Genomic DNA, 20,182 nt, shown 5'->3' with positions numbered 1-20,182 from the left:
TAGAGGTCGAGACGTGTTGATAGTCGTTTCGAGACGCGCGGTTCAGGGACAGGGCATCGATTCGGCCACCTCGACCAGCACGGGTTTCGAGACGAACCGGCCGCTGACGCTGTACCGAACCTCGCCACAGGACCACGACACCGAGCGGGCCAGTCCGGTCTGCGTGTACCGGCCCGTCCGGTTTCCGATCCGTATCCGCTCGCCGGTGGCGACCCCGTCGTCCGTCTCGTTCCCGGGCAGCGCCGACTCGTTGGTCGCGTACGCACTGACGATCAGCCGCGAGGTCTCGTTTCGGTACGTCAGCGTCACCGATTCGACGTACTTCGAGTCCGCCGTCCGACCCGAGGTGAACGAGAAACTCGGCGGCACGGTCGGTTTCGCGACCTCGATGGTCGCGTTCTCGACCGTCGCGTCCGCGCTCTCGTAACTCTGTGAACTACCGAGGTCGCTCCGCGTGACGTTCGCGTCCGCCGGTGGCTCGAAGGTGAAGGTCCCCTCGGCGAACCCGTCGGTGATCGTCACGTTTCGGTAGGTGACCGACACGGTGAACCGGTCGTCGCCGGTGCCGAACTCCGTGCGCTGTTTCACCGGGAAGAACGTCTCGGCGTCGATCCACAGCGTCTGTGAGTAGTTCGCCAGGGTCGACCGGTTCCCCGTCGCGTTTCGGTCCCGTTCCGGGCGTATCTCGAGGACGTACGTCGTCCGTCCGTCGACCTGTGCGGCCCGGTCGAGCGAGACGCCGAACTGATCGGCGGGGAGTTGCGGCGTCGGCGTGGACGGTCCCGACCCGGGAACCGGGGTGAGTCCGGGCCCCGGAATCGACGCTCCGTCGTCCGGCGTCGTCCGCGTCCGATTCAGCCGGGCGAACAGCTGTTCGATCCGTCGGTACTGCTGTCGTCGCCCGGTGGCGTCGACCTCCAGCCGCGTCGCGTTGTTCGCGGCGCTGTCGTACAGCCACGACACCGATCCGTTGGAGACCAGCAGGCTGTTGTTGGCCGTCCCGGGGACCGACGAGGAGCGCAACACCTCCACGCGCTGTTTGCCCGTGCCCGGTACCATCCGCACCCGCTGGACGGTCTCGTAGGTCGTCTCGTCGGTCCCGTTCGACCCGCTCAGGTTCAGTCCGCCGTAGCGTCGCTGAAGCGTGGCCGAGAGTCCGTCGATCCGCTGGATTCGCTCGCTGGCGTCCTCGCCGAGGTTCGGCGTGACCACCGCGGCGTCAGCGGGCGGCTCGTAGTCGAACGCGTCGTCGCTCAGGCCGGGATCGAAGGTCGGGTCGCGGTACTCGACGGTCGCCGTGACCGGCTCGCCGTCGTCGACCCACTCGGTCCGGTACTTGAGGGGGACGAACCACTCGGCGTCGACCCACAGCGTCTGTGAGACGGTCGTCGCCGCGCCGTCACGGGGCCGCACGTGGAGGACGTGGACCTCGCGACCGGAGACCGTCGTCGTCCCGTCGTAACTCACCGTCACCTGGTCGCCGCTCCGGTTGGTCACCGGGGCGTCGGGTGTGTCCGGCCCCTGGGGCATCACCGGCAGCGGCGAGACGCCCGGTGTCCGCTCCCTGGAGGCGGTCTCCGTCCCGTCGGAACCGACCGCACGGTCGAAGAGGCGTTCGATCCGCTCGCCGCGCGTCCGCAGTCGCTCGCTCACCCTGCCGGCGTCGGTCCGGCTCACGAGCCCCGTCTCGGGGTCGTAGGTCCACTTGGTCGACCCGTTCGTGACGACGACAGCGCCGTCGTCCGTCGACCCATCGACCGTCCGCAACCGCACCTGGCCGGCCCCCGGACGCATGGCGACCGCTCGGACGGTCCGGTTGGTCTCGCCACCGCGCTCGACGGTCGTGACGACCGTCGCGTTCAGGCCGTCGAGGGCGACGTACTGTTCGGACGCGTTGTGACCCACCGGCGGTGACGCCTGCCCGCCGGTCGTCAACAGCCCGACGGCCACGGCACCGCCGGCTATTGCGAGTACGCCGACGACTGCGAGGACCGTCGTGGGGGAGGGCTCATCGAACGGCATTCGTATAGTTGGACGACACGACAGGAGGCCGAAATAGTTTTCGTACGCCGACAGTACCGCGCGGTGTGCGTGTATACATCCGTGGAAAGATTGGGGAAGGGCGGTGGTCACGGGCGAGGGGGGCCGAAGCGGGACCGGGTGGGCCGAAGCGTGGAGGGCCGAAGCATGGTCGCGGGCAACCGATTGCTGACAGGGCGGCACCCATCGTCAGCGTGAGACCATGCACTGCTACCTATACCCCCCTGTACCAAAAAGGGGGAATCGACGTTTCCGACCCGGAAGTTCGGCCAAAAATATAAATACGAGAAAGAAATTCCCGGCGGTTCGGGACGGAAAGACGGAGTTTATTCGACTGGCATCCCACCGTTCGGGTATGAGCGAGACGGCGGTTCGCCGGTTGGCGGAAGCCGCGAGTGAGGGCGGCGTCGACTGTGACGGTCTCCGGGCGGAGACGACGGATGCGGGCTATCGCTTCCGGACGCCCGACATCGACCGTGCGGGACTCACCGAGGCCGAGTTCGAGGCGGTCGCGTCGGAGAACCCGGCCTACGTCACGAACTGGGACTTCTGGACTCGCGTCGCGCCCGACGCGCCAGCCGACCGGGCCTACCTGCGCTGGCTCGAAGGTGCCGAGGAAGGGGCCGTCCCCGAGCGTTACGACCGACTGGCCGAGGGAGTGACCCGCGAGTGGGGCCAGTTGCGCCTCGCCGTCGAGCGGGCCGAGGACGGCCAGCGCCGCTACGAGGTGCGTCACGTCGACGACGCCGACGCGGCTGTCGCGGACCTGGAACGCCACGACGACCCGCTGGACGCCCGTCGGATCGCCAAGCACGACGAGCGCGACCGGTACCGGCCGCTGAAGACAGCGCCGACGCTTCGGTCGGGCTGGGTGTTCCCGGAGCTGAGCCCGCGAGAACTGGTCAGCACGGTCGACTTCTTCTACCCGGCGACGGTCGTCAACTGGCACCGCGAGCGCGAGGGCGAACTCGACGTGGACCACTGGACGGAGACCATGGGTCGGCAGTCGGGCATCTACGGCGTCATCCAGACCTGGGACCGCGGCGAGGGGTACGAACACGTCAACTGGGTGGCCGACGCCTGCTGTGACGACTCGCAGTGTCTCAAGCGCCGCGAGTGGGAGTACGACGACGAGACCGACCTCGACGTGGACGGCGGCGACGGCGCGTTCCCCTGCCGGGAGCCGTGTTCGCTCGTCGTCTCGGCCGCGCGCCAGTGGACGAAACTCGAAGGCGAGCAGTCACGGACCTACGAGTTCGAGCTGACGCCCAGCGAGAAAGAACAGATCGAGGCGATCATCGACGCCGTCGCCGAGGGCCGGAGCGACGAGATCCGCGAGGCCGACGTGTACGACGACGCGAACCGCTATCGCACACGATACCTCCGGGCGAAGCTGTTCGACGACGACGGCAACCTCTGTGGCGTCGAAACTGAGGACTAGCGAACGAGCAGGTAGCCGGCCAGCAGGACGGCGACGAAGACCGCGACTGCGCCGGCGGCGACCAGTCCGCTCTCGAAGACCGCCGCCGCGCCGACGGCGACGGCCACTGCCAGCGCACCCAGCACCAGCACCGGCAACGCCGGACGATCCGCGAGTACCGAGCCGGAGGCGGCCCCGTCCGTAGCGCGCTCCTCGTCCGTGTCGCGCTCGCCGCCACCGGGTTCCGCGAGGCTCTCGTCGACCTCGACGCTCCCGGCGTCGTCGGGTTCGGTCAGCTTCACGTCGACCCACCGCGTCGTCGCCCCGTAGCCCGCCGAGAGTTTGATCTTCCCGTGGACGACGCCGTGTTCGTGGACGCTCACCGGAATCGCCTGCGCGCTGTTTGCCTCGACGTAGTAGTTGGTGTCCTCAAGCGAGGCGACCGCCGAGAGGTTCTCGTCGAGGTGGACGTGGACCCGGCTCGCGTTCCCGTGATTCCGGACCCTGATGACGAACGAATCGTCGGTCTCGATGGACGCCGGGACGTTCAGGGAGTTGCGCTCCCGGCGGTTCACGTCGACGGGTAACTCGTCGGGCACACCGCCACCTGCGCGTGGCGGGGGGAAAAAGGTTCAGTCTACGCCGGTGACTCCTCGCGCATGTCCGGCGGCAGGAGGTTCGGAATCCCGTCCTCGACGGGATACTCCTCGCCACACTCGGTACAGACCAGTCGCCCCTCCATGATCTCCTCGTCGTCCCGGCGGATGACCTCCAGGTCGAGTTCGTGTTTGTCGAGTGGACAGCAGATGATGTCCATCAGGTCCTCGCGCATACGTCTACCTCCGGCCGGCCGAGGCAAAAACGTGCCGAACCGACCCCCGCCGCGCTCGGGCGACACACATAAATCCTCTCCCGAACGTATTCGCAACGTACACGCCTGCTACGCCCTGTTTACGGCACTCTTTTCACCGGTCCACCGCCCTCCCCGGACATGGAGGCAACGACCCTCTACGAGAGACTGGGTGGCGCCGACGGGATCGAGACCGTCGTCGACGAGTTCTACGACCGGATGCTCGACGACGAACGGATGCAACCGTTCTTCGAGGACGTGGACATGGACCGCCAGCGCCAGCACCAGACGCTGTTCATCAGTCAGGTCGCCGGCGGGCCCGCGGAGTACAGCGGCGAGAACATGCGCGCGGCCCACCGTGACCTCGCCCTCACGCAGGACGACTTCGAGACGGTCGTCTCGCACCTCCGGGCGAGTCTCGACGCCTGCGGGGTCGACGACGCCGACGCTGACGAGGTGGTCGCGGCGGTGCGGGGACTCGAAGACGACGTTCTCTGTCGCTAGAAGGGACGTTCCCGGACGATGGTCTGGGACCGTCCCGGGCCGACGCCGACCGCGTAGATCGGCGTGTCGAGTTCGTCGCTGAGGTAGTCGAGGTACGCCCGCGCGTTCTCGTGGAGCGCGTCGTACCCCTCGCTCGCGACCGCGGCCCAGTCCTGCTCGGGCCAGCCATCGAAGGTCCTGAGGTTCACCTCGCAGTCGGCCCACTGCTCGGTGGTGGCCGGCATCGTCTCCAGGGTCTCGCCGTCCAGTTCGTAGGTGTGGCCGACCTGTAACTCGTCGAGGCCGGCCAGCGTGTCGACGTGGTTGACCGCGAGGCCGGTGAACCCGCTCGCGCGGGCGGCGTGGCGGAGCATCGGCATGTCGAGCCAGCCGACCCGGCGCGGGCGGCCGGTGACGGTGCCGTACTCGTCGCCCTCCTCGCGGATGTAGGTGGCCAGTTCCTCGTTCTCGCCCTCGCCCTGTTCCTCGTAGCCCGGCGTGTCGCCCTCGACGCCGCCGAGTTCGGTCGGCATCGGGCCGCTCCCGACGCGGGTCAGGTAGGCCTTGACGATGCCGACGACTTCGCCGTCACCGACGACGCCCGGGGAGAGCCCGGTCCCGGTGCAGGCCCCGCCCGCGGTGGGGTTCGAGGAGGTGACGAAGGGGTAGTTGCCGTGGTCGATGTCGATGATCGTTCCCTGGGCCCCTTCGAGGATGACGTTCTGGCCGTCGTCGATGGCGCTGGCGAGGAACTCGCCCGCGTTGACGGTCATGCCTTCGTCCGCCAGTCGACGACCGAACTCGCGGAACTCCTCGTAGAGCGCGTCCACGTCGAGCGCGTCGGGGTCGTCGAGGTCCGCCACGTCGAGACCGTACACGTCCTCGACGATGGCGCGTTTCTGCGGGACGACGTACTCCAGTCGGTCACGGAGGACCTCGGGGTCGAGCAGGTCGCCGACGCGGACGCCGCGGCGACCGGCCTTGTCCTCGTAGGTGGGGCCGATGCCGCGGCCGGTGGTGCCGACCTCGTCGTCGGTCTCGCTCTTTACCTCCTCCTCGATACCGTCGAGAACCCTGTGGTAGGGAAGAATAACGTGTGCGCGCCGGGCGACCCGCACGTCGGGGTCGAGCCCGCGGTCCCGGAGCGCGTCGAGTTCGTCGAACAGGGTCCGCGGGTTGACGACACAGCCGTTGCCGAGGACGCCGACCTTGCCGCGGACGGCTCCGCTCGGGACGAGCGACAGTTTGTACTCCTCGTCCCCTTCGACGACGGTGTGACCGGCGTTGTCGCCACCCTGGTAGCGGACGACGACGTCGGCGGCGTCGCCGTACAGGTCGACGATGCCGCCTTTGCCCTCGTCGCCCAGCTGGGACCCAACGATAGTTACGGTCATCACCGGGGTTTCTGCCCATCCCGATAAACAGGTTACGGTCCCCTCGCAATCGTCCACTGCACGCGCACAGCGCCGCCCGCTCGGGCGGCCCGTGCCGTGTGGTATCATACAAAGTTTTAAACCCGTACCCGTCGAACACGTAATTTGAGGCTGCTCTTTAAGTAGGCCGGACAGCAACCTTTAAAACCTGCGAACACAAGTTAACAATTGCCATGATAGACAGGCTTGAGAAGGAAGTAGATATGCTCGAGCGCCATCTGCAGGTCCTCCGGATGGTAATCGAGAACGAGCCGATCGGCATCGTCAAGATGTCGAACGAGACCGGCTACCCACATCACAAGGTTCGGTACTCGCTGCGCGTCCTCGAGGAGGAGAACCTCATCGAACCCTCGAGTCAGGGCGCCATCACGACCGAACAGACCTCCGAATTCGTCGACGATCTCGACGAGAAGATCGATCACATCATCGAGAAACTCGACGACATGAAGATCGAAGACGTCGCCGAAATCGAAAACTGAACCCTCTCTCAGATCTCGGGCACGGAGAGGTTGAAATTCTCCTCGCGCGCTTCCACCAGGCAGAGGTGGAATCCGTCTTTTCGAGAGAGCTTCACGAAGCTCTCGCGTTTGTCACGGCTGAGCAGACCGCTCCCCGTCGCGTCCGAAGCCGCCTCCATCGCTTCCGGCTCGAAGAAACTCGACGTGACGAGGAAGGCACCGGCCAGTGACTCCTTGGACTCGCCGACCCGCTGTGAGGCCGTGATCAGCCCCTCCATCATGCTCTGGCTCGCGGGCTGGCGGGACTCGTTCATGTTCGCGACGATCAGCGGATTGCCCATCCGGTCGCGCAACACCACGTCGAAGCTCTCCTGACTGCGGTGTTCCTCGCCGTCTTCCTGGTACTGGACGGTGATCGCGCCGTTCAGCTCCGCCCGGTCGATCTTCGGGAGCGCGTCGTACAGCGGGCCCAGCGCCTCCTGGTGGCCCGTATCGCGGATCTCGTAGGGCAGAACCCGCACGACCCACTCGACGAAGCTGTACTGGATCGTGTCCGTGAGGTAGGCCGCGAACGGCTCCCCGTTGACGGCCACGTCGTCGGCCTCGAACTGGGTGTGGAACTGGATCTGCATGTTGTCGTTGACCGCACCAGCCTCGGCGTTCCCGGCGTGGGCCGCTTCCAGCGTCGCGTCGCCTTTCGAGGCGTACCGGACGAAGAGGTTCGTCCCCTCGATGGCCTCGGCTGGGCTGAGCCGCTCCCGGTCCGCGACCGACTCTCCGCCCTCCTCGGTGCGGAGTTCGTCGATCCGGCGTTCGAGCTGTTCGACCCGCTCGCGGAGTTCGTCACGCTCGGCCGCCAGCTCGTCGCGTTCCGCCTCCAGTTCGTCGCGCTCGTCCTCGACCGTCGCCAGCGTGGATTCGAGTTCGTCGATCTCCTCCTCCCGTGCCTCCAGTTCCGCCTCTAGCTCCTCGATCTCGGCCGGCGCAGGGCCGTCGGGTTCGGGGTCCGGCTCCGTATCGGCCGGTTCCCGGTGTGGCTCGCCCTGCTGACCCTCCGCCGGCGGCCGCTCGGGCTGGCCCCGATCCCGTCGTGGCGTCCCCTGCCGCGACGCGGACTCCGGCCCCTGACCCGCCGGTCCCGATCCGCGACGAGGTTCACTGCCCGGATTTCCTGCGGGCCCGGGGTCGGGTTCCGAACGCGCGTTCGACCCGGCCGCCGTCGGCCCCTGTTGCCCGTTCCCGTCGTCCGGCTCGCTCGTCCGGTCGGGATCGAGCGACGGGATGGATCGGGTCTCCAGTTCACCGACGTTGCCGGTACTGCTCTGCTGTTGCTTCTGGCGCGCGCGGGGGGACTCGCCAGCCCCCGACCGAGGCCCGCTCGCACTCCCGGTGGTCCCGGCACTCCGTGATCCGGTATCGCGCTGTGCGTCTCTCGGCGTCGGTTCCTGGGCGCTGGATCGCTGCTGTCGGGGCTGTGTCTCACCGCTCCGCGAGGACGCCCCGCGGTCGGACCGTTCTCGCTGTTGCTCAGTCCCCGTGGACTCGGTACGCTGGCTCTCGCGTCGCGATCCACTGGACTGCTGTCGGTCGGGTTCGTCCCGCCCCCGCTCGTCACGCGCGGCCGCCCCCGCCGTGCCACTGCTGGCCGCGCCGCCGCGTCCCTGGTCCCTCGTCTCGGCCGACTCCGGCGTGGATTCGGACGCGGACTGGTCCGCTGTGTCCGCCTCCGCTCGCGCTGGTTCGGACTCGTCGGCCGGTGGCTCGCTCGTCTCCTCGGCGTCGTCGGGGGCCGGCTCCCCCTCGTCTCCCCCCGCCTCGCTGGCGTCGTCGGCCGTCGACGGTTCGGCTGGGGAGGCCGGTTCGGCCGGCTCGTCGCCGGCCGCTTCCGGGCTGGTCGCCTCGGACCCGGTATCGCTCTCGGCCGTCGTCGCGGCCGCCGTGCCGGTCTCCGAGGTGGACCCGCCGGTCGCGGGTTCGGTCGGCTCCGGAAGCTCGACGACCTCGATGTCGACGGGTCGCACCTCGTAGATGCCGACCTCGCCGTTGGCCTGGTCGAAGGCCTCGTCGTCGATCAGGAGTTGCTCGCTCGCGCCGACCCAGGCGACGCTCATCGAGCGGCCCTGGTGGTAGACCAGATAGTAGTCGCCGCTGAGGACGTTCTCGGACAGTTCGACGTAGCCCGTGAAGTTCCCCTGCGTGAGTGTCCGGTCGACTTCCTCGATGCTCGTCTCCTCGGTGTAGTACTGGGCGCGGACCTCGTCGCTGCGCTCCTGCATGACCGAGAGCAGGGGCAGCGCCGGCGAAGGTGCCTCGTAGGCGGTCCCCTCCGCGTCCTCGAAGTCCTCGATGGTGCCGTCGAGGATGCCGATCACCCGGCCGGAGGTCATGCAGAGTCGCGTCGGTCCCGCCGCGACGATACCGGAGAAGTCGTCGTCAGCCAGGTCGTGCAGGCCGCGGTACCCGCCGGAGAACGGGCGGGAGTCCCAGTCGTCGACCTGCTCGACCGCGCGTGTCGTCATTACCTCACACAAGTCCCATGCGGTCCTAATACTTTGCGGGGAAAACGCGGCCCGCCGGACGTGACCCGGTGCGCCGGGGACCGACCCGGCCGGTCGGGGTCACGAACCGGCGAGACCGCCCCTCCCGTGTTCGTAAGCTTCAATGCCGCCAAGTGTGGACGGGAGACCATGGAACTGCGGGTCATCGAGAAGACCGACACGGAACTCTCTATCGAGATCGCGGGCGAAGACCACACCTTCATGAACGTCCTGAAGGGCGCACTGCTGGAATCGGACGGCGTCGAGGCCGCGACCTACGACGTGAACCCAGAACAGTCCGGTGGGCAGACCGAGCCGATTCTGACGGTCAAGACCCAGGAGGACGTGGACGCACTCGACGCGCTCGAAGCCGGTGCCGAACGCGTCATGGAGAAAGCCGACGACTTCCGGTCGGCCTACGAGGCGGCGGCCTAACAGACGATCCGCGTGACGTAGAGGACGCCGTCCGGCCCCGCGTGGAGATCGACGCCGATCACTGCCTCCGGTGCCTCCTCGAAGGAACGGGTCTGGTCGTAACTCGCCGCGAGCCGCCGCGCCAGTTCGCGCTCCGTGGGCGTGTCGCTCGCCCGATCCAGGTCGTAGGAGTACGTCGCGGGCGCGTACCCGTCCGCGCAGGCGTCACCGAGCCGTGACCCGACTTCGGACTCGTCGATGGTCGGGCTTTCGTCGGTGTACTGCGCCCGCACCACCTGCTGGTTGATGTACGTCGCCGCCGAGGCGAGATTCCCGTCGGCGGTCAGATTCGCGAACCCATCGGCGGACCGCCGCGCGTTCAACTCGTCGACGTAGGCCGACTCCACGTCCGCGAACACCAGGCCGTCCGCGGCGGTGGCGTTCCCGGGCACCGGTGGCGCGGGGGAGATCCCCGGGATCTGGACGATCCCGAGAAAGCCCAGCGCCAGATACGCCACCAGCGCGGCCACGCCCAGAAAGAGCAAGACGAGCTTGGCGTCGAGGACCTCCAGATAGCTCACGTCCGCGCTCGGGGTCCGCCCGGAACTGTCCTCCAGCATCTCGGAGACGATCTCGTCCTCGTCGTAGCTCAGCTCCCGGCGTTCCAGTGTGGCGTTCCCACACCGGTCACAGGGCGGCGTGTGCTTGGGATGGTCGTTGCCACACTCCGTGCAGATCCAGGCGTAGGTCTTGCTGGCCTCCTCGTCGTCGGCTTCCGGGGCCATCGGCACGACTGCCTTCTCGAACTCGCTGTGGCCACAGTTGTCACAGGGTGGATCGTTGCGTTCGTGTGGCTTCCCACAGTGCTCACACCGCCACTTCATCGGCCGGAGCGAGGGACCCGTAGACGGAAAGGCTGTCGGTTAGGAGAGGCGACCGACGAGAGTCTCTCCGGACAGGTGAGCGGGGAGCGCCAGCGACCCGCGAGCAGGACGACGCGAACGGAGTGAGCGTCGTCGAATGCGCGAGCGGCGAAAACGAGCGACGAGCGAAAGCGACCCGCGGCGTCAGAAGAGCGCGGCCGCGGCGTCGAAGGCCGTCCCGGAGACGACGCCGAAGGCCGGCAACAGGAGGAAGGTCACGATGGCCGCACCGACGACGGCCGCGTAGAGGCCGGTCGGGTACGACGAGACCTCGAAGTCACCGGTCGGTTCTTCGATCCACATCGCCTTGACGACCCGGGAGTAGTAGAACAGCGACAGCGCGCTGTTGACGATCAGTGCCGCCGCGAGCAGGTATGCACTCAGCGTGGCGGCGCTGGCCGTCGCCGACAGGAGCGCCCACTTCGAGAGCGCGCCGCCCCCGATGGGCAGGCCCGCGAGGCTGAACAGGAAGATCGTCATCGCGAAACAGGCGACGGGTGCCTGCTTCGCCAGCCCGTTGTAGTCCTCGAAGGTCCGGCCGACGCCCCAGTACTCGACCAGGGCGACGAACAGGAACGCGCCGGTGTTCATGAACCCGTAGACGAACAGGTGGAGCATGCTGGCCCCCAGGGCGTAGCCCTGGTTGGCCGTCCCGGTCACGATGGCGATACCGATCAGCGCGTAGCCGGCGTGGCCGATCGAGGAGTACGCCAGCATCCGCTTGACCTTGTCCTGGGTGGCCGCGGCGAAGTTGCCGAGCGTCATCGTCACCAGCGCCAGCACGGTGAACGCGAGCGTCCAGTCGAGGGTGCCGGCGACGACTTCCAGCGGGAAGGCCGTGACGAACACGCGGAAGGCGAGCACGAACCCGGCGGCCTTCGAGGCCGAGGAGAGGAACCCGGAGATCGGGGCCGGCGCGCCCTCGTAGGCTTCCGGCGCCCAGAAGTGGAAGGGCACGGAGGCGGTCTTGAACGCGAAGCCGCCCGCGACCATCAAGATGCCCACGCCGAGGACGCCGAGCGTCCCCTGTCCCGCGACGCCGCCTTCGAGTGCCGTCGCGATTGCGGGCAGTTTCATGACGCCGGTCGTGGCGTACACGAGGCTGATCCCGTAGACCAGCACGGACGAGGAGACGGCACCGATCAGGAAGTACTTCAGGCCCGCCTCGACGCTCCCGCGGTTGTTCTTGAGGAACGCGACCAGGCCGTAGGACGGGAGACTGGACAGTTCCAGCGCGACGAACGCCGTCGCGAGGCTGTTGGCCGAGGCCATCAGCGTCATCCCGGTCGCCGCGAGCAAGACGAGCGCGTAGTACTCGGCCTGGTGGGCGCGGTCGGCCAGGTAGTCGTAGCTGGCGACGCTCACCAGCGCGGACACGCTCGCGAAGATGAACGTGAAGAACAGGCTCATCCCGTCGATGATCAGCTGGCCGTTGAACAGCTCGATCGCGCCGCCGGTCCGGGGCATGCCCGTCCCGGCTACCAGGTACCAGCCCGTGACGACCATCGCCAGAACCGAGCCCAGCGTCGCGACGCCAGCGAGCAGGCCCGGCGAGTCCTCGTCCGGGTCGATACTGTCGACGAGCAACAGGGCCAGCGCGGTCAGCCCGAGCAGGAGTGTCGGGGCCAGCGCCGCCCAGTCGGGCAACGTACTCTGTGTCTGGAGTGGAATCATCAGGCACCACCTCCCAGGCCCAGTGCCGTCACTTCGAACACTGCGTCCTGGATCATCTGGTAGAACAGATCAGGCGCGACGCCGAGCGCGATGACCAGCGCCAGCAGGACGAACAGCGGTGCCACGTCCTGTAGCGGGGCACGCCCGATCTCGTAGTCCGTTTCGAGCCGGAAGGGCCCGAACAGCGTCTTCTGCATCGCACGCAGCAGGTAGCCCGCCACGATCACGATACCGAACATCGCGATCCCGGTAAAGAGCGGGGCCATCGGAATCGTCGTCGACCGGAACGCCCCCATGAACACGAGCACTTCGGCCGCGAAGCCGCTCATCAGCGGCAGGCCCATGTACCCGAAGGCGGCCGCGACGAACACGCCCGCGGTGACGGGCATCCGGTCGGCCATCCCGGACATGTCGCCGATCATCCGGGTGTGAGTCTCGTTGTAGATGACGCCGACCGCCATGAACATCAGCCCGGAGATCAGGCCGTGGCTGACCATCTGGAAGGTCGCACCGCCGACCCCGTGGGGCGTGAAGGCGACGAGTCCCAGGATGACGTAGCCCATCGAGGAGATAGAGGAGTAGGCGACGATCCGCTTGAGGTCCTGCTGGGCCAGCGCCAGCATGGCCCCGTAGATCACCGAGACGACCGCGAAGATAGCGATGAGCGCGGCGTTGGCCCGCGCCACGTCCGCGAGCATCGTGAAGTTGAACCGGAGCAGCGCGTAGGTCCCCATCTTCAGCAGGACGCCGGCCAGCAGCACCGACACCGGCGTCGGGGCCTCGACGTGTGCGTCCGGGAGCCACGTGTGGAACGGGACGACCGGCACCTTGACCGCGAAGCCGAAGAACAGCGCGGCGAAGGCGGCCAGCTTGACGGTGCCGGGGCCGAAGCCGCCGACGCTGCCGAGCTGTCCCGCTTCGAGCGCCTGCGCGATTGCCGGCAGGCCCAGCGTGCTGATGGAGTCACCGAGCCCGAAGACCAGCGTGAAAAAGCCCGCGAACATCACGAGGCTGGCCACGTTGGTGTAGACGAAGAACTTGATCGCGGCGTACTTCCGGCGCGGCCCGCCCCAGACGCCGATGAGGAAGTACATCGGCACGAGGACGGCCTCCCAGAAGACGAACCACAGCAGGAAGTCCAGCGCCGCGAAGACGCCGATCAGCGCGGCCTGCATGAACAGCACCAGGCCGTAGAACTGGGACTTCCGTTCGTCGATGGGCGTCCACGCGCTGACGATGGCCAGCGTGGTCAGGAGCGTGGTCAACACGACCAGCGGCATGCTCACGCCGTCGAGCCCGACGTGCCAGCTGATCGCGTACGGCCCGAGCGTGATCCAGTTCGCCACCGTCTCGAAGGCGGGCTGCCCCCCTTCGAGCAGGGCGTTGCCCGTGCCGTCGAAGACGCTGTACATCCACAGGCTCACGCCGACGGGCACGAGACTGAGGACGGCCGCGAACTGGCCCGCGTACTCGTCGGGGACGAGGAAGACCAGTCCCGCCGCCATCAGCGCGAAGACGATGAGCAGTTCGACCAGCATTCAGAACCACCCCCCGACGATGCCGAAGGCGATCAACAGGAGCGCGAGCCCGATGGTCAGCAGGGCCGCGTAGTTGGAGACGACGCCGGTCTGGATCCGCCGGACGCGGTCGCCCGAGAACAGGCTCACGCTAGAGATTCCGTTGACGACGCCGTCGATGATTCCCTGGTCGAACGTGTCGGCCACGCGGGCCAGCGGGAGGGTCACACCCTCCGCCAGCCACACCTGGTACTCGTCCTGGTAGTAGTTGTGCATGAGCAGCGTCCGCAGTCCGCCGAGTTTCTTCGTGTGTTCGACCGGCTCCGGCACCGCGTACAGCCGGTAGGCCAGTCCGACACCGGCCAGTGCCAGCCCGAGCGACAGCGCCGCCGAAATCAGCAGTGTCGGAATCTCACCGCCAGCGATGTAGCTCGCCTTGATGCCGGCGACCTCCTTCAGGATCGGCTCGTAGTGGTGGAGTCCAGTCAGGAACTCCGCGTTGACCGCTTCGGACCCCATCAGCCACTGGTGCAGGTAGTCGATCTTCAGCCCGGTCAGCTTCTTGATCGGCACCATGTTGATGAAGCCGATGGTCGCCGCCAGCACGCCGAGGATGCCAAGCGGGAGCTTCACGTTCCAGCGCACCGACTCGGGGTCCTCGGCCGTGTCGGACCGCGGTTCACCGTGGAAGGTCAGGAAGACCATCCGGAAGGTGTAGAAGCCGGTCAGGAAGACCGCCAGCAGGCCCATCGCCCACGCGACGAGCAGGACCGGGTTACCGAGGCCGTGGATCAGCGCCTCGTACAGCACTTCGTCCTTGGACCAGAAGCCCGCGAAGGGCACGATCCCCGCCAGCGCGAGCGAGCCCGAGAGGAACGTCCAGTAGGTCACGGGCATCTTCTCCTTGAGCCCGCCCATGTCCCACATGTTCTCGTTGTGGTGCATCGCGATGATGACCGACCCCGCGCCGAGGAACAGGAGCGCCTTGAACACGGCGTGAGTCGTCAGGTGGAAGACCGCGGCGACGTACCCGCCCGAGCCCAGCGCGAGCATCATGTACCCGTACTGGGAGATGGTCGAGTACGCCAGCACCTGCTTGAGTTCCTGCTTGACGACGCCCATCGTCGCCGCGAACAGCGCGGTGAAGCCACCGATCAGCGCGATGATGGCCATCGTCGTCGGGGTCAGCAGGTAGAACCCGTACATGCGCGCGACCAGATAGACACCGGCCGCGACCATCGTCGCCGCGTGGATCAGCGCGGAGACGGGGGTCGGACCTTCCATCGCGTCGGGCAGCCAGGTGTGCAGCGGGAACTGCGCCGACTTGCCGACGACCCCGCCCAGCACGAGCAGGCCCAGGATGGTGAACCACTGCTGGGCACCCATGCCGACCGCACCGAGGAACTCGCCGACCGGCCCGGGCATCTCGCCGGTGATCGCCTGCTCGGCCATCGCGGGGAAGCCCGCCTCCGTGGCGAACAGACCCGTGCCGAAGGTGGCGAAGATGCCGACGACGCCGATCAGGAAGAAGAAGTCACCGAAGCGGGTGACCAGGAACGCCTTCTTCGCGGCGCTGGGCGGCGCGTCCTCGCGGAACCAGAAGCCGATGAGCAGGAACGAACACAGGCCCACCAGCTCGAAGAACATGAACGCCATCAGGATGTTGTCCGCGAAGACGAAGGCGAGCATGCTGAAGCTAAAGAGCGAGAGCGAAGCGTAATACCGGGGCAGCCCGGTTTCGTCCTCGTCGTTCATGTACCCGAGCGAGAAGATGAACACGAGGACCGAGATCAGCGAGACGATCAACAGCATCAGCGAGGAGAGCGGATCGACGAAGACCCCGAGATGCAGGTCGAAGGTTCCGAGCCCCGTCGCGAACGTCCAGATTTCCTCGTGATACGCCGTCTCCGAACCGAGGATGCCCGCGACCGTCAGTGCGGTCCAGATCGAGATGAGCAGGGAGCCGACCGTCGCGAAGATCCCGGCCAGGGCACCCTTCTTGGGCATCCACTTTCCGAAGGTCAGCGCGACCACGAACGATACGAGTGGCAACACCGCGATCGCCGGAACGAACTCGAATGCACTCACCATCTTACCACCTCATAGTCGTCGGTTTGGTCACGTCGATGTCCGCGAAGTTGCGGTACAGCACCAGGATGATCCCGATCCCGATGGCGACCTCGGCCGCGGCAAGCGCCATCGTGAACAGGCTGAACACCTGTCCCGTGAGGTTCCCCCACTGGTAGGAGAACGCCACGAGGTTGATGTTCGCCGCGTTGAGCATCAGCTCGACGGACATCAGGAAGATCAACGCGTTACGCCGCGTGAGGATGCCGAACAGCCCGATACAGAACATCGCGGCCGACAGCAACAGGTAGTACTCGGCTGGGACCATTCAGTCGTCACCTCCGTCCCGTTTCTGGTCACGCCCGCCGTCGGTCAGCACGCCGAGGACGGACCCGTCGTCGCGCCGGGCCAGCATGACGGCGACGACCAGCGCGGCCACCAGCACGAGGTCGATGATCTCGAACACCACCAGGAAGTTCTCGCTCGGGAACGTGGCCTGATCGGGCATGTCGAACATCGCGTAACCGATACTCGCCGTGATCGACCCCTCGCCACTGAACCCTGCCGCACCGGGGAACCCGGCAGTGACGAAGACGGCCGCCAGCACGGCGAACAGGCCGAGGGCAGCGACGCCGGCGACCCAGTTGGCGTCGTCGGCCAGACGCGGCCGAGTGGTCATGTTGTCACCTCGGGCGACTCCGCCGGCTCGTCCTTGCGGGTGAGCATCACGGCGAAGGTGATCAGGATCAGGACGCCGCCCACGTACACGAGTATCTGCATCGTCGCGACGAACTCCGCGTGCAACATCACGTAGTGGATCGCGACGCTGAGCAACGCGACACCCAGCATGAGCGCCGAGTGCCACATGTCCCGTAAGAGGACGACGCCGAGGCTGCTCGCAATCGTGACGAACGCGAACAACCCGAATGCTATGGTTTCGTACAGTGCCATCTTACTTCACTCTCCAATCGGCGGGCCTTTGAAGATTTCTTTATCAGATTCGCGCGCGCGTCGCCGAGATCGGGTTCTCGACCGAGACGCGTCTGTTCTCCCGCCGGTGTGATTGTCGTGTGTCATGTGTGTCTGGTGTTACGTGTCGTTCAGACGGATCGGGGAAAAAGCTGCACCCGGACGGCGGTCGGTCGTCCGTGGTTACTGGTAGTCGAGTTCGCCCTCGCCTTCGCCGATCCACGCGCCCCGGTCCGGTTCGCGGGACTCGAGCGGATCGATGTCCTTGTACCAGGGAACGTTCTTGAGCTGTTCCTTGTTGTAGGCGAGTTCGTCTTTCGTGTCGGCGGTGAACTCGAAGTTCTGGGTCAGCAGGATGGCGTCGACGGGACAGACCTCCTCACAGAGCCGGCAGTAGATACACTGGCCGATGTGGAGGTTGTACTCCTCGCCGTTGCGCTGTTCGTCGGTGACGATCTGGATCGTGTCGTTCGGGCAGACGTTCTCGCACTGCCGACACCAGATACAGCGCTCCTGGCTGAACTTGTGGACCCCGCGGAACCGGGGGCTCACTTCGGGTGCTTCTTCGGGATACTCGACGGTGAACGTCTCCCCGTCGAGCGCGTGTTTCATCGTCGTCGCCATGGATTTGAGCAGTCCGATCATGAGTTACCTCCGAAGGTCACGTCGGTCATGCGGCGATCACTCCGACGATGATTGCCGTCAGGACCAGGTTGGCGAAGGAGAGCACGAGCATCCCCTTCCAGCCGATCTCGATCAGCTGGTCGATACGAACCCGGGGCAGCGCCGACCGCGCCCACTGGGTGAACAGGAACACCGCCCAGATCTTGATCAGGAACCAGACGATCCCGGGCAGGACCGGTCCGGCCGGCCCGCCGAGGAAGATCGTCGTGATGATCGCACCACCGAGGAAGATGTGAATGAACTCCCCGAGGTACATCAGCACGAAGTACACCGAGGAGTACTCGGTCTGGTACCCGGCGACGATCTCGGTCGGCGCTTCCGGCGTGTCGAACGGATTCCGGCCGACCTCCGCCAGATTGGCCGCCAGGAACAGCACGAACGCGAACGGGTTGACGAACGCGTACCACGACGGGATCCCGATGCCGGCGATGGTCACCAGCGTCTCGGTCTGGGCCGTGACGATCTCGCTCATCTGGAGCGTGCCGGCGAAGATGACGACCGACGCGCCCGTCAGCACGAGCGGAATCTCGTAGGCCAGGTTCTGCGCGACCGCGCGCAGGCCACCCAGCATCGAGTACTTGTTGTTCGACGCGTAGCCGGCCATCACGAGGCCGATAGAGGCCAGCGACGCGACCGCGAACACGTACGCCAGGCCGACCTCGGGGTCGGCGACCTGCACGCCGCTCCCCATCGGAATGACGGCGAAGCCAAAGAGCGCGGACCCGGCGATGATCAGCGGCGCGAGGTCCCACGCCGGCCGGTCGACTTTCTCGGGAACGATCAGTTCCTTCGACAGCAGTCGCACCGCGTCGGCCACGATGATCATCAGGCCGAACGGTCCGATCCGGTTGACCGCGATCCGGTCGGTAAAGGTCGCGGTGATCTTCCGCTTGGCCCACGGCCCCGCGATAGCGACGTTCACGAGCATGAACGTGCCGACGATGGCCGACGCGATGATCGCCGCGACGAAAAACTGCAGCGGATCGTTCGCGTTCAGACCGAGCAGCCCGGCGATGGTGTCCGACAGCGTCATCAGCGGTCCACCTCGCCCATGATCGTGTCCAGGCTACCCAGCGACGCGATCAGGTCGGCGATGTACTCGCCCTCGGCCATCTCCGGCAGGGTCTGCAGGTTGGAGAACGACCCCCCGCGGATCTTGAATCGGGCGGGACTGTCGGTCCCGTCCGAGCGGATGTAGATCCCGAGTTCGCCCTTCGCGGCCTCGACGGACTTGTAGACCTCCGTGTCCGGTTCGGGCTTGATCGTCCGGGGCACGTTGGCCTGAATCGTGCGGTCCTCCTCCGGCCAGTCCTCCAGCAGGTCGACACACTGGTTGATGATCTTGGCCGACTCCTCGACTTCCTGGAGCCGCACCAGCAGACGGGCGTAGTTGTCACAGCCGTCCTCGGTGACCACGTCCCAGTCGAGTTTGTCGTAGTAGCCGTAGGGATCGTCCCGCCGGATGTCGTAGTCGATACCCGAGCCACGGGCGACCGGCCCCGTCGCGCCGTAGTTCTTGGCGACTTCCGGGTCGAGGTAGCCGGTATCGACGGTCCGGACCTGCAGGATCTCGTTGCTGGTCAGCAGGTTGTGGTACTCCTCCAGCTTCTCGGGCAGGTCGTCGATGAACGCCCGAATCTTCTCGAAGAACTCCTCGCGGGGCTCGGGCAGGTCCCAGGCGACCCCGCCCAGCCGGAAGTAGTTGAACATCAGCCGCTGGCCGGTCAGGTCTTCGAGGATGTTCTGAACCGTCTCCCGGTCCTGCATCCCGTACATGAAGGTTGCCGTGAAGTCGCCGACGATGTCCAGCGCGTACGCGGCGACCGCGAGCATGTGCGAGAGGATCCGCGACAGCTCGGCGGACATCGTCCGGATGACCTGTGCGTACTCGGGCACGTCGATGTCGGCCAGCGTCTCGGCCGTCCGGGCGTAGGCCCACTCGTTCAGCAGGCCCGCTCCGCCCCAGTCCCAGCGGTCGGGGTAGGGCATGATCTGGTGGCGGTAGGTGCCCTGCTGGCACATCTGCTCCTCACAGCGGTGGATGTAGCCGATGTCGGGCTCCACGTCGGCGACCTGCTCGCCGTCCAGCGTGGCCTCCACGTGGAGGACGCCGTGGGTCGCCGGGTGGTGGGGCCCGATGTTGAGCAACATCGTGTCGCTGTCGTCGTCGAGCCGCTGATCCTCCTCGAGCGGGTTCTTGTTCTCCCGCAGCGTGACGATCTGTGGCTTGGTCTGGTCGTAGTCCATCGAGAGCGGATGGCCCTGCCAGGTCTCTGGCAGGAGGATCCGGCGCAGATCCGGATGATCCGCGTACTCGATACCCACCAGGTCGTAGGCCTCCCGCTCGTGCCAGTCGGCCGTCCGGAACACCGGTTCGGCCGACTCCGAGACGGGGTCGTCCTTGCTCGTGGGGACGACGACGCCGACCTCCTGTGTCCGGTCGTCGTACTTGGTGAGGTGGTAGATCGTCTCGTAGCGGTCCTGGTACTCCTGTGCGGTGACGCAGTTGCAGTTGTCGAAGCCGGCCTCCTCCTTCAGCGTCGAGAGGGTGTCCTGCACGGCGTCGGGCCGGATCACGAATGCCTCTGCGTTGAGGTGGGTCTCGCGATCCAGCACCGCGTCGCCCAGCAGGGCTTCGAGTTCGTCGTAGTCGACTTCGCCCGCTTTCGTGAGGCCCACGTCGCGTGGTCCCGGTTCCTCTAGGCTCATGCGA

General features: G+C 66.6%; 19 protein-coding genes. 4 read left to right on the top strand and 15 right to left on the bottom strand.

Translation table 11 applies throughout. The features are described from left to right. Window positions 1–42 precede the first annotated feature (42 nt). The gene (locus ACOZ4N_RS08430; RefSeq protein ID WP_424019483.1) at window positions 43–2,022 is read right to left on the bottom strand and encodes a LolA family protein; all 1,980 of its coding nucleotides are present in this window, start codon (window positions 2,020–2,022) and stop codon (window positions 43–45) included. 373 nt (window positions 2,023–2,395) lie between these two features. Here ACOZ4N_RS08430 and ACOZ4N_RS08425 point away from each other — a divergent pair, with 373 nt between their 5' ends. Next, complete coding sequence (locus ACOZ4N_RS08425; RefSeq protein ID WP_424019482.1) at window positions 2,396–3,481, top strand: DR2241 family protein; 1,086 nt, start codon at window positions 2,396–2,398, stop codon at window positions 3,479–3,481. Here the strand turns inward: ACOZ4N_RS08425 and ACOZ4N_RS08420 are convergent. Together ACOZ4N_RS08420 and ACOZ4N_RS08415 are read right to left on the bottom strand one after the other, a co-directional pair. Then, window positions 3,478–4,059 (bottom strand): DUF7524 family protein, encoded by a 582-nt coding sequence (locus tag ACOZ4N_RS08420; protein ID WP_424019481.1) that lies wholly within the window; start codon window positions 4,057–4,059, stop codon window positions 3,478–3,480. The two genes, ACOZ4N_RS08425 and ACOZ4N_RS08420, sit on opposite strands and share 4 nt — an antisense overlap. Window positions 4,060–4,097: 38 nt before the next feature. Continuing rightward, window positions 4,098–4,292 (bottom strand): methytransferase partner Trm112, encoded by a 195-nt coding sequence (locus tag ACOZ4N_RS08415; RefSeq protein ID WP_424019480.1) that lies wholly within the window; start codon window positions 4,290–4,292, stop codon window positions 4,098–4,100. 159 nt (window positions 4,293–4,451) lie between these two features. Between ACOZ4N_RS08415 and ACOZ4N_RS08410 the strand changes: the two genes are divergently transcribed. Continuing rightward, entirely contained in the window at window positions 4,452–4,814 is a 363-nt protein-coding gene (locus ACOZ4N_RS08410) for a group I truncated hemoglobin (RefSeq protein WP_424019479.1), read from the top strand. Here ACOZ4N_RS08410 and ACOZ4N_RS08405 read toward each other — a convergent pair. After that, window positions 4,811–6,187, bottom strand: coding sequence for an adenylosuccinate synthase (locus ACOZ4N_RS08405; RefSeq protein ID WP_424019478.1), 1,377 nt, complete (start codon window positions 6,185–6,187; stop codon window positions 4,811–4,813). The genes ACOZ4N_RS08410 and ACOZ4N_RS08405 overlap by 4 nt on opposite strands. 212 nt (window positions 6,188–6,399) lie before the next feature. On the opposite strand from ACOZ4N_RS08405, the gene ACOZ4N_RS08400 reads away from it, so the two are divergent. Continuing rightward, a complete protein-coding gene (locus ACOZ4N_RS08400) occupies window positions 6,400–6,705 on the top strand; it encodes a hypothetical protein (protein WP_092693407.1) in 306 nt (101 codons plus the stop codon). A gap of 8 nt (window positions 6,706–6,713) precedes the next feature. Here ACOZ4N_RS08400 and ACOZ4N_RS08395 read toward each other — a convergent pair whose 3' ends face one another. After that, window positions 6,714–9,203 (bottom strand): DUF7527 domain-containing protein, encoded by a 2,490-nt coding sequence (locus ACOZ4N_RS08395; protein ID WP_424019477.1) that lies wholly within the window; start codon window positions 9,201–9,203, stop codon window positions 6,714–6,716. Between the two features lie 168 nt (window positions 9,204–9,371). Between ACOZ4N_RS08395 and ACOZ4N_RS08390 the strand changes: the two genes are divergently transcribed. Next, on the top strand, window positions 9,372–9,656 hold the full coding sequence (locus tag ACOZ4N_RS08390) for a DNA-directed RNA polymerase subunit L (protein WP_424019476.1): 285 nt from the start codon (window positions 9,372–9,374) through the stop codon (window positions 9,654–9,656). Here ACOZ4N_RS08390 and ACOZ4N_RS08385 read toward each other — a convergent pair. From ACOZ4N_RS08385 to ACOZ4N_RS08340, 10 genes are all read right to left on the bottom strand, one after another. Next, a complete protein-coding gene (locus ACOZ4N_RS08385; RefSeq protein ID WP_424019475.1) occupies window positions 9,653–10,519 on the bottom strand; it encodes a hypothetical protein in 867 nt (288 codons plus the stop codon). The two genes, ACOZ4N_RS08390 and ACOZ4N_RS08385, sit on opposite strands and share 4 nt — an antisense overlap. A gap of 183 nt (window positions 10,520–10,702) precedes the next feature. After that, on the bottom strand, window positions 10,703–12,232 hold the full coding sequence (locus ACOZ4N_RS08380) for an NADH-quinone oxidoreductase subunit N (protein ID WP_424019474.1): 1,530 nt from the start codon (window positions 12,230–12,232) through the stop codon (window positions 10,703–10,705). Next, entirely contained in the window at window positions 12,232–13,770 is a 1,539-nt protein-coding gene (locus tag ACOZ4N_RS08375) for a complex I subunit 4 family protein (protein ID WP_424019473.1), read from the bottom strand. The genes ACOZ4N_RS08380 and ACOZ4N_RS08375 overlap by 1 nt, the downstream gene beginning before the upstream one ends. Next, window positions 13,771–15,840, bottom strand: coding sequence for an NADH-quinone oxidoreductase subunit L (gene nuoL / locus ACOZ4N_RS08370; protein WP_424019472.1), 2,070 nt, complete (start codon window positions 15,838–15,840; stop codon window positions 13,771–13,773). Between the two features lies 1 nt (window position 15,841). Beyond that, entirely contained in the window at window positions 15,842–16,144 is a 303-nt protein-coding gene (gene nuoK / locus ACOZ4N_RS08365) for an NADH-quinone oxidoreductase subunit NuoK (protein ID WP_092693418.1), read from the bottom strand. After that, window positions 16,145–16,495 (bottom strand): proton-conducting membrane transporter, encoded by a 351-nt coding sequence (locus ACOZ4N_RS08360; RefSeq protein ID WP_424019471.1) that lies wholly within the window; start codon window positions 16,493–16,495, stop codon window positions 16,145–16,147. Next, on the bottom strand, window positions 16,492–16,767 hold the full coding sequence (locus ACOZ4N_RS08355; RefSeq protein WP_424019470.1) for an NADH-quinone oxidoreductase subunit J: 276 nt from the start codon (window positions 16,765–16,767) through the stop codon (window positions 16,492–16,494). The genes ACOZ4N_RS08360 and ACOZ4N_RS08355 overlap by 4 nt, the downstream gene beginning before the upstream one ends. A 201-nt stretch (window positions 16,768–16,968) precedes the next feature. Beyond that, on the bottom strand, window positions 16,969–17,430 hold the full coding sequence (locus tag ACOZ4N_RS08350; RefSeq protein ID WP_424019469.1) for a NuoI/complex I 23 kDa subunit family protein: 462 nt from the start codon (window positions 17,428–17,430) through the stop codon (window positions 16,969–16,971). Between the two features lie 25 nt (window positions 17,431–17,455). Continuing rightward, window positions 17,456–18,502, bottom strand: a complete 1,047-nt coding sequence (locus tag ACOZ4N_RS08345) for a complex I subunit 1/NuoH family protein (protein ID WP_424019468.1) — start codon at window positions 18,500–18,502, stop codon at window positions 17,456–17,458. Further along, entirely contained in the window at window positions 18,502–20,178 is a 1,677-nt protein-coding gene (locus tag ACOZ4N_RS08340; protein WP_424019467.1) for an NADH-quinone oxidoreductase subunit D, read from the bottom strand. Before ACOZ4N_RS08340 ends, ACOZ4N_RS08345 begins: the two co-directional genes overlap by 1 nt. Window positions 20,179–20,182 lie beyond the last annotated feature (4 nt).

Origin of the sequence: Halorientalis pallida (assembly GCF_049605515.1) — an archaeon.
In the GTDB taxonomy this organism is placed as follows: Archaea; Halobacteriota; Halobacteria; order Halobacteriales; family Haloarculaceae; genus Halorientalis; species Halorientalis pallida_A.
This window is presented reverse-complemented; position numbering and strand designations above follow the sequence as displayed.

Bases quoted from the DNA above. Each gene is read 5' to 3' on its own strand.
- ACOZ4N_RS08380 (WP_424019474.1), bottom strand. From the start codon at position 12,232: ATGATTCCACTCCAGACACAGAGTACGTTGCCCGACTGGGCGGCGCTG.
- ACOZ4N_RS08340 (WP_424019467.1), bottom strand. From the start codon at position 20,178: ATGAGCCTAGAGGAACCGGGACCACGCGACGTGGGCCTCACGAAAGCG.
- nuoL (WP_424019472.1), bottom strand. From the start codon at position 15,840: ATGGTGAGTGCATTCGAGTTCGTTCCGGCGATCGCGGTGTTGCCACTC.
- ACOZ4N_RS08385 (WP_424019475.1), bottom strand. From the start codon at position 10,519: ATGAAGTGGCGGTGTGAGCACTGTGGGAAGCCACACGAACGCAACGAT.
- ACOZ4N_RS08400 (WP_092693407.1), top strand. From the start codon at position 6,400: ATGATAGACAGGCTTGAGAAGGAAGTAGATATGCTCGAGCGCCATCTG.
- ACOZ4N_RS08355 (WP_424019470.1), bottom strand. From the start codon at position 16,767: ATGGCACTGTACGAAACCATAGCATTCGGGTTGTTCGCGTTCGTCACG.
- ACOZ4N_RS08430 (WP_424019483.1), bottom strand. From the start codon at position 2,022: ATGCCGTTCGATGAGCCCTCCCCCACGACGGTCCTCGCAGTCGTCGGC.
- ACOZ4N_RS08350 (WP_424019469.1), bottom strand. From the start codon at position 17,430: ATGATCGGACTGCTCAAATCCATGGCGACGACGATGAAACACGCGCTC.
- ACOZ4N_RS08375 (WP_424019473.1), bottom strand. From the start codon at position 13,770: ATGCTGGTCGAACTGCTCATCGTCTTCGCGCTGATGGCGGCGGGACTG.
- ACOZ4N_RS08405 (WP_424019478.1), bottom strand. From the start codon at position 6,187: ATGACCGTAACTATCGTTGGGTCCCAGCTGGGCGACGAGGGCAAAGGC.
- ACOZ4N_RS08410 (WP_424019479.1), top strand. From the start codon at position 4,452: ATGGAGGCAACGACCCTCTACGAGAGACTGGGTGGCGCCGACGGGATC.
- ACOZ4N_RS08390 (WP_424019476.1), top strand. From the start codon at position 9,372: ATGGAACTGCGGGTCATCGAGAAGACCGACACGGAACTCTCTATCGAG.
- ACOZ4N_RS08395 (WP_424019477.1), bottom strand. From the start codon at position 9,203: ATGACGACACGCGCGGTCGAGCAGGTCGACGACTGGGACTCCCGCCCG.
- nuoK (WP_092693418.1), bottom strand. From the start codon at position 16,144: ATGGTCCCAGCCGAGTACTACCTGTTGCTGTCGGCCGCGATGTTCTGT.
- ACOZ4N_RS08425 (WP_424019482.1), top strand. From the start codon at position 2,396: ATGAGCGAGACGGCGGTTCGCCGGTTGGCGGAAGCCGCGAGTGAGGGC.
- ACOZ4N_RS08360 (WP_424019471.1), bottom strand. From the start codon at position 16,495: ATGACCACTCGGCCGCGTCTGGCCGACGACGCCAACTGGGTCGCCGGC.
- ACOZ4N_RS08345 (WP_424019468.1), bottom strand. From the start codon at position 18,502: ATGACGCTGTCGGACACCATCGCCGGGCTGCTCGGTCTGAACGCGAAC.
- ACOZ4N_RS08415 (WP_424019480.1), bottom strand. From the start codon at position 4,292: ATGCGCGAGGACCTGATGGACATCATCTGCTGTCCACTCGACAAACAC.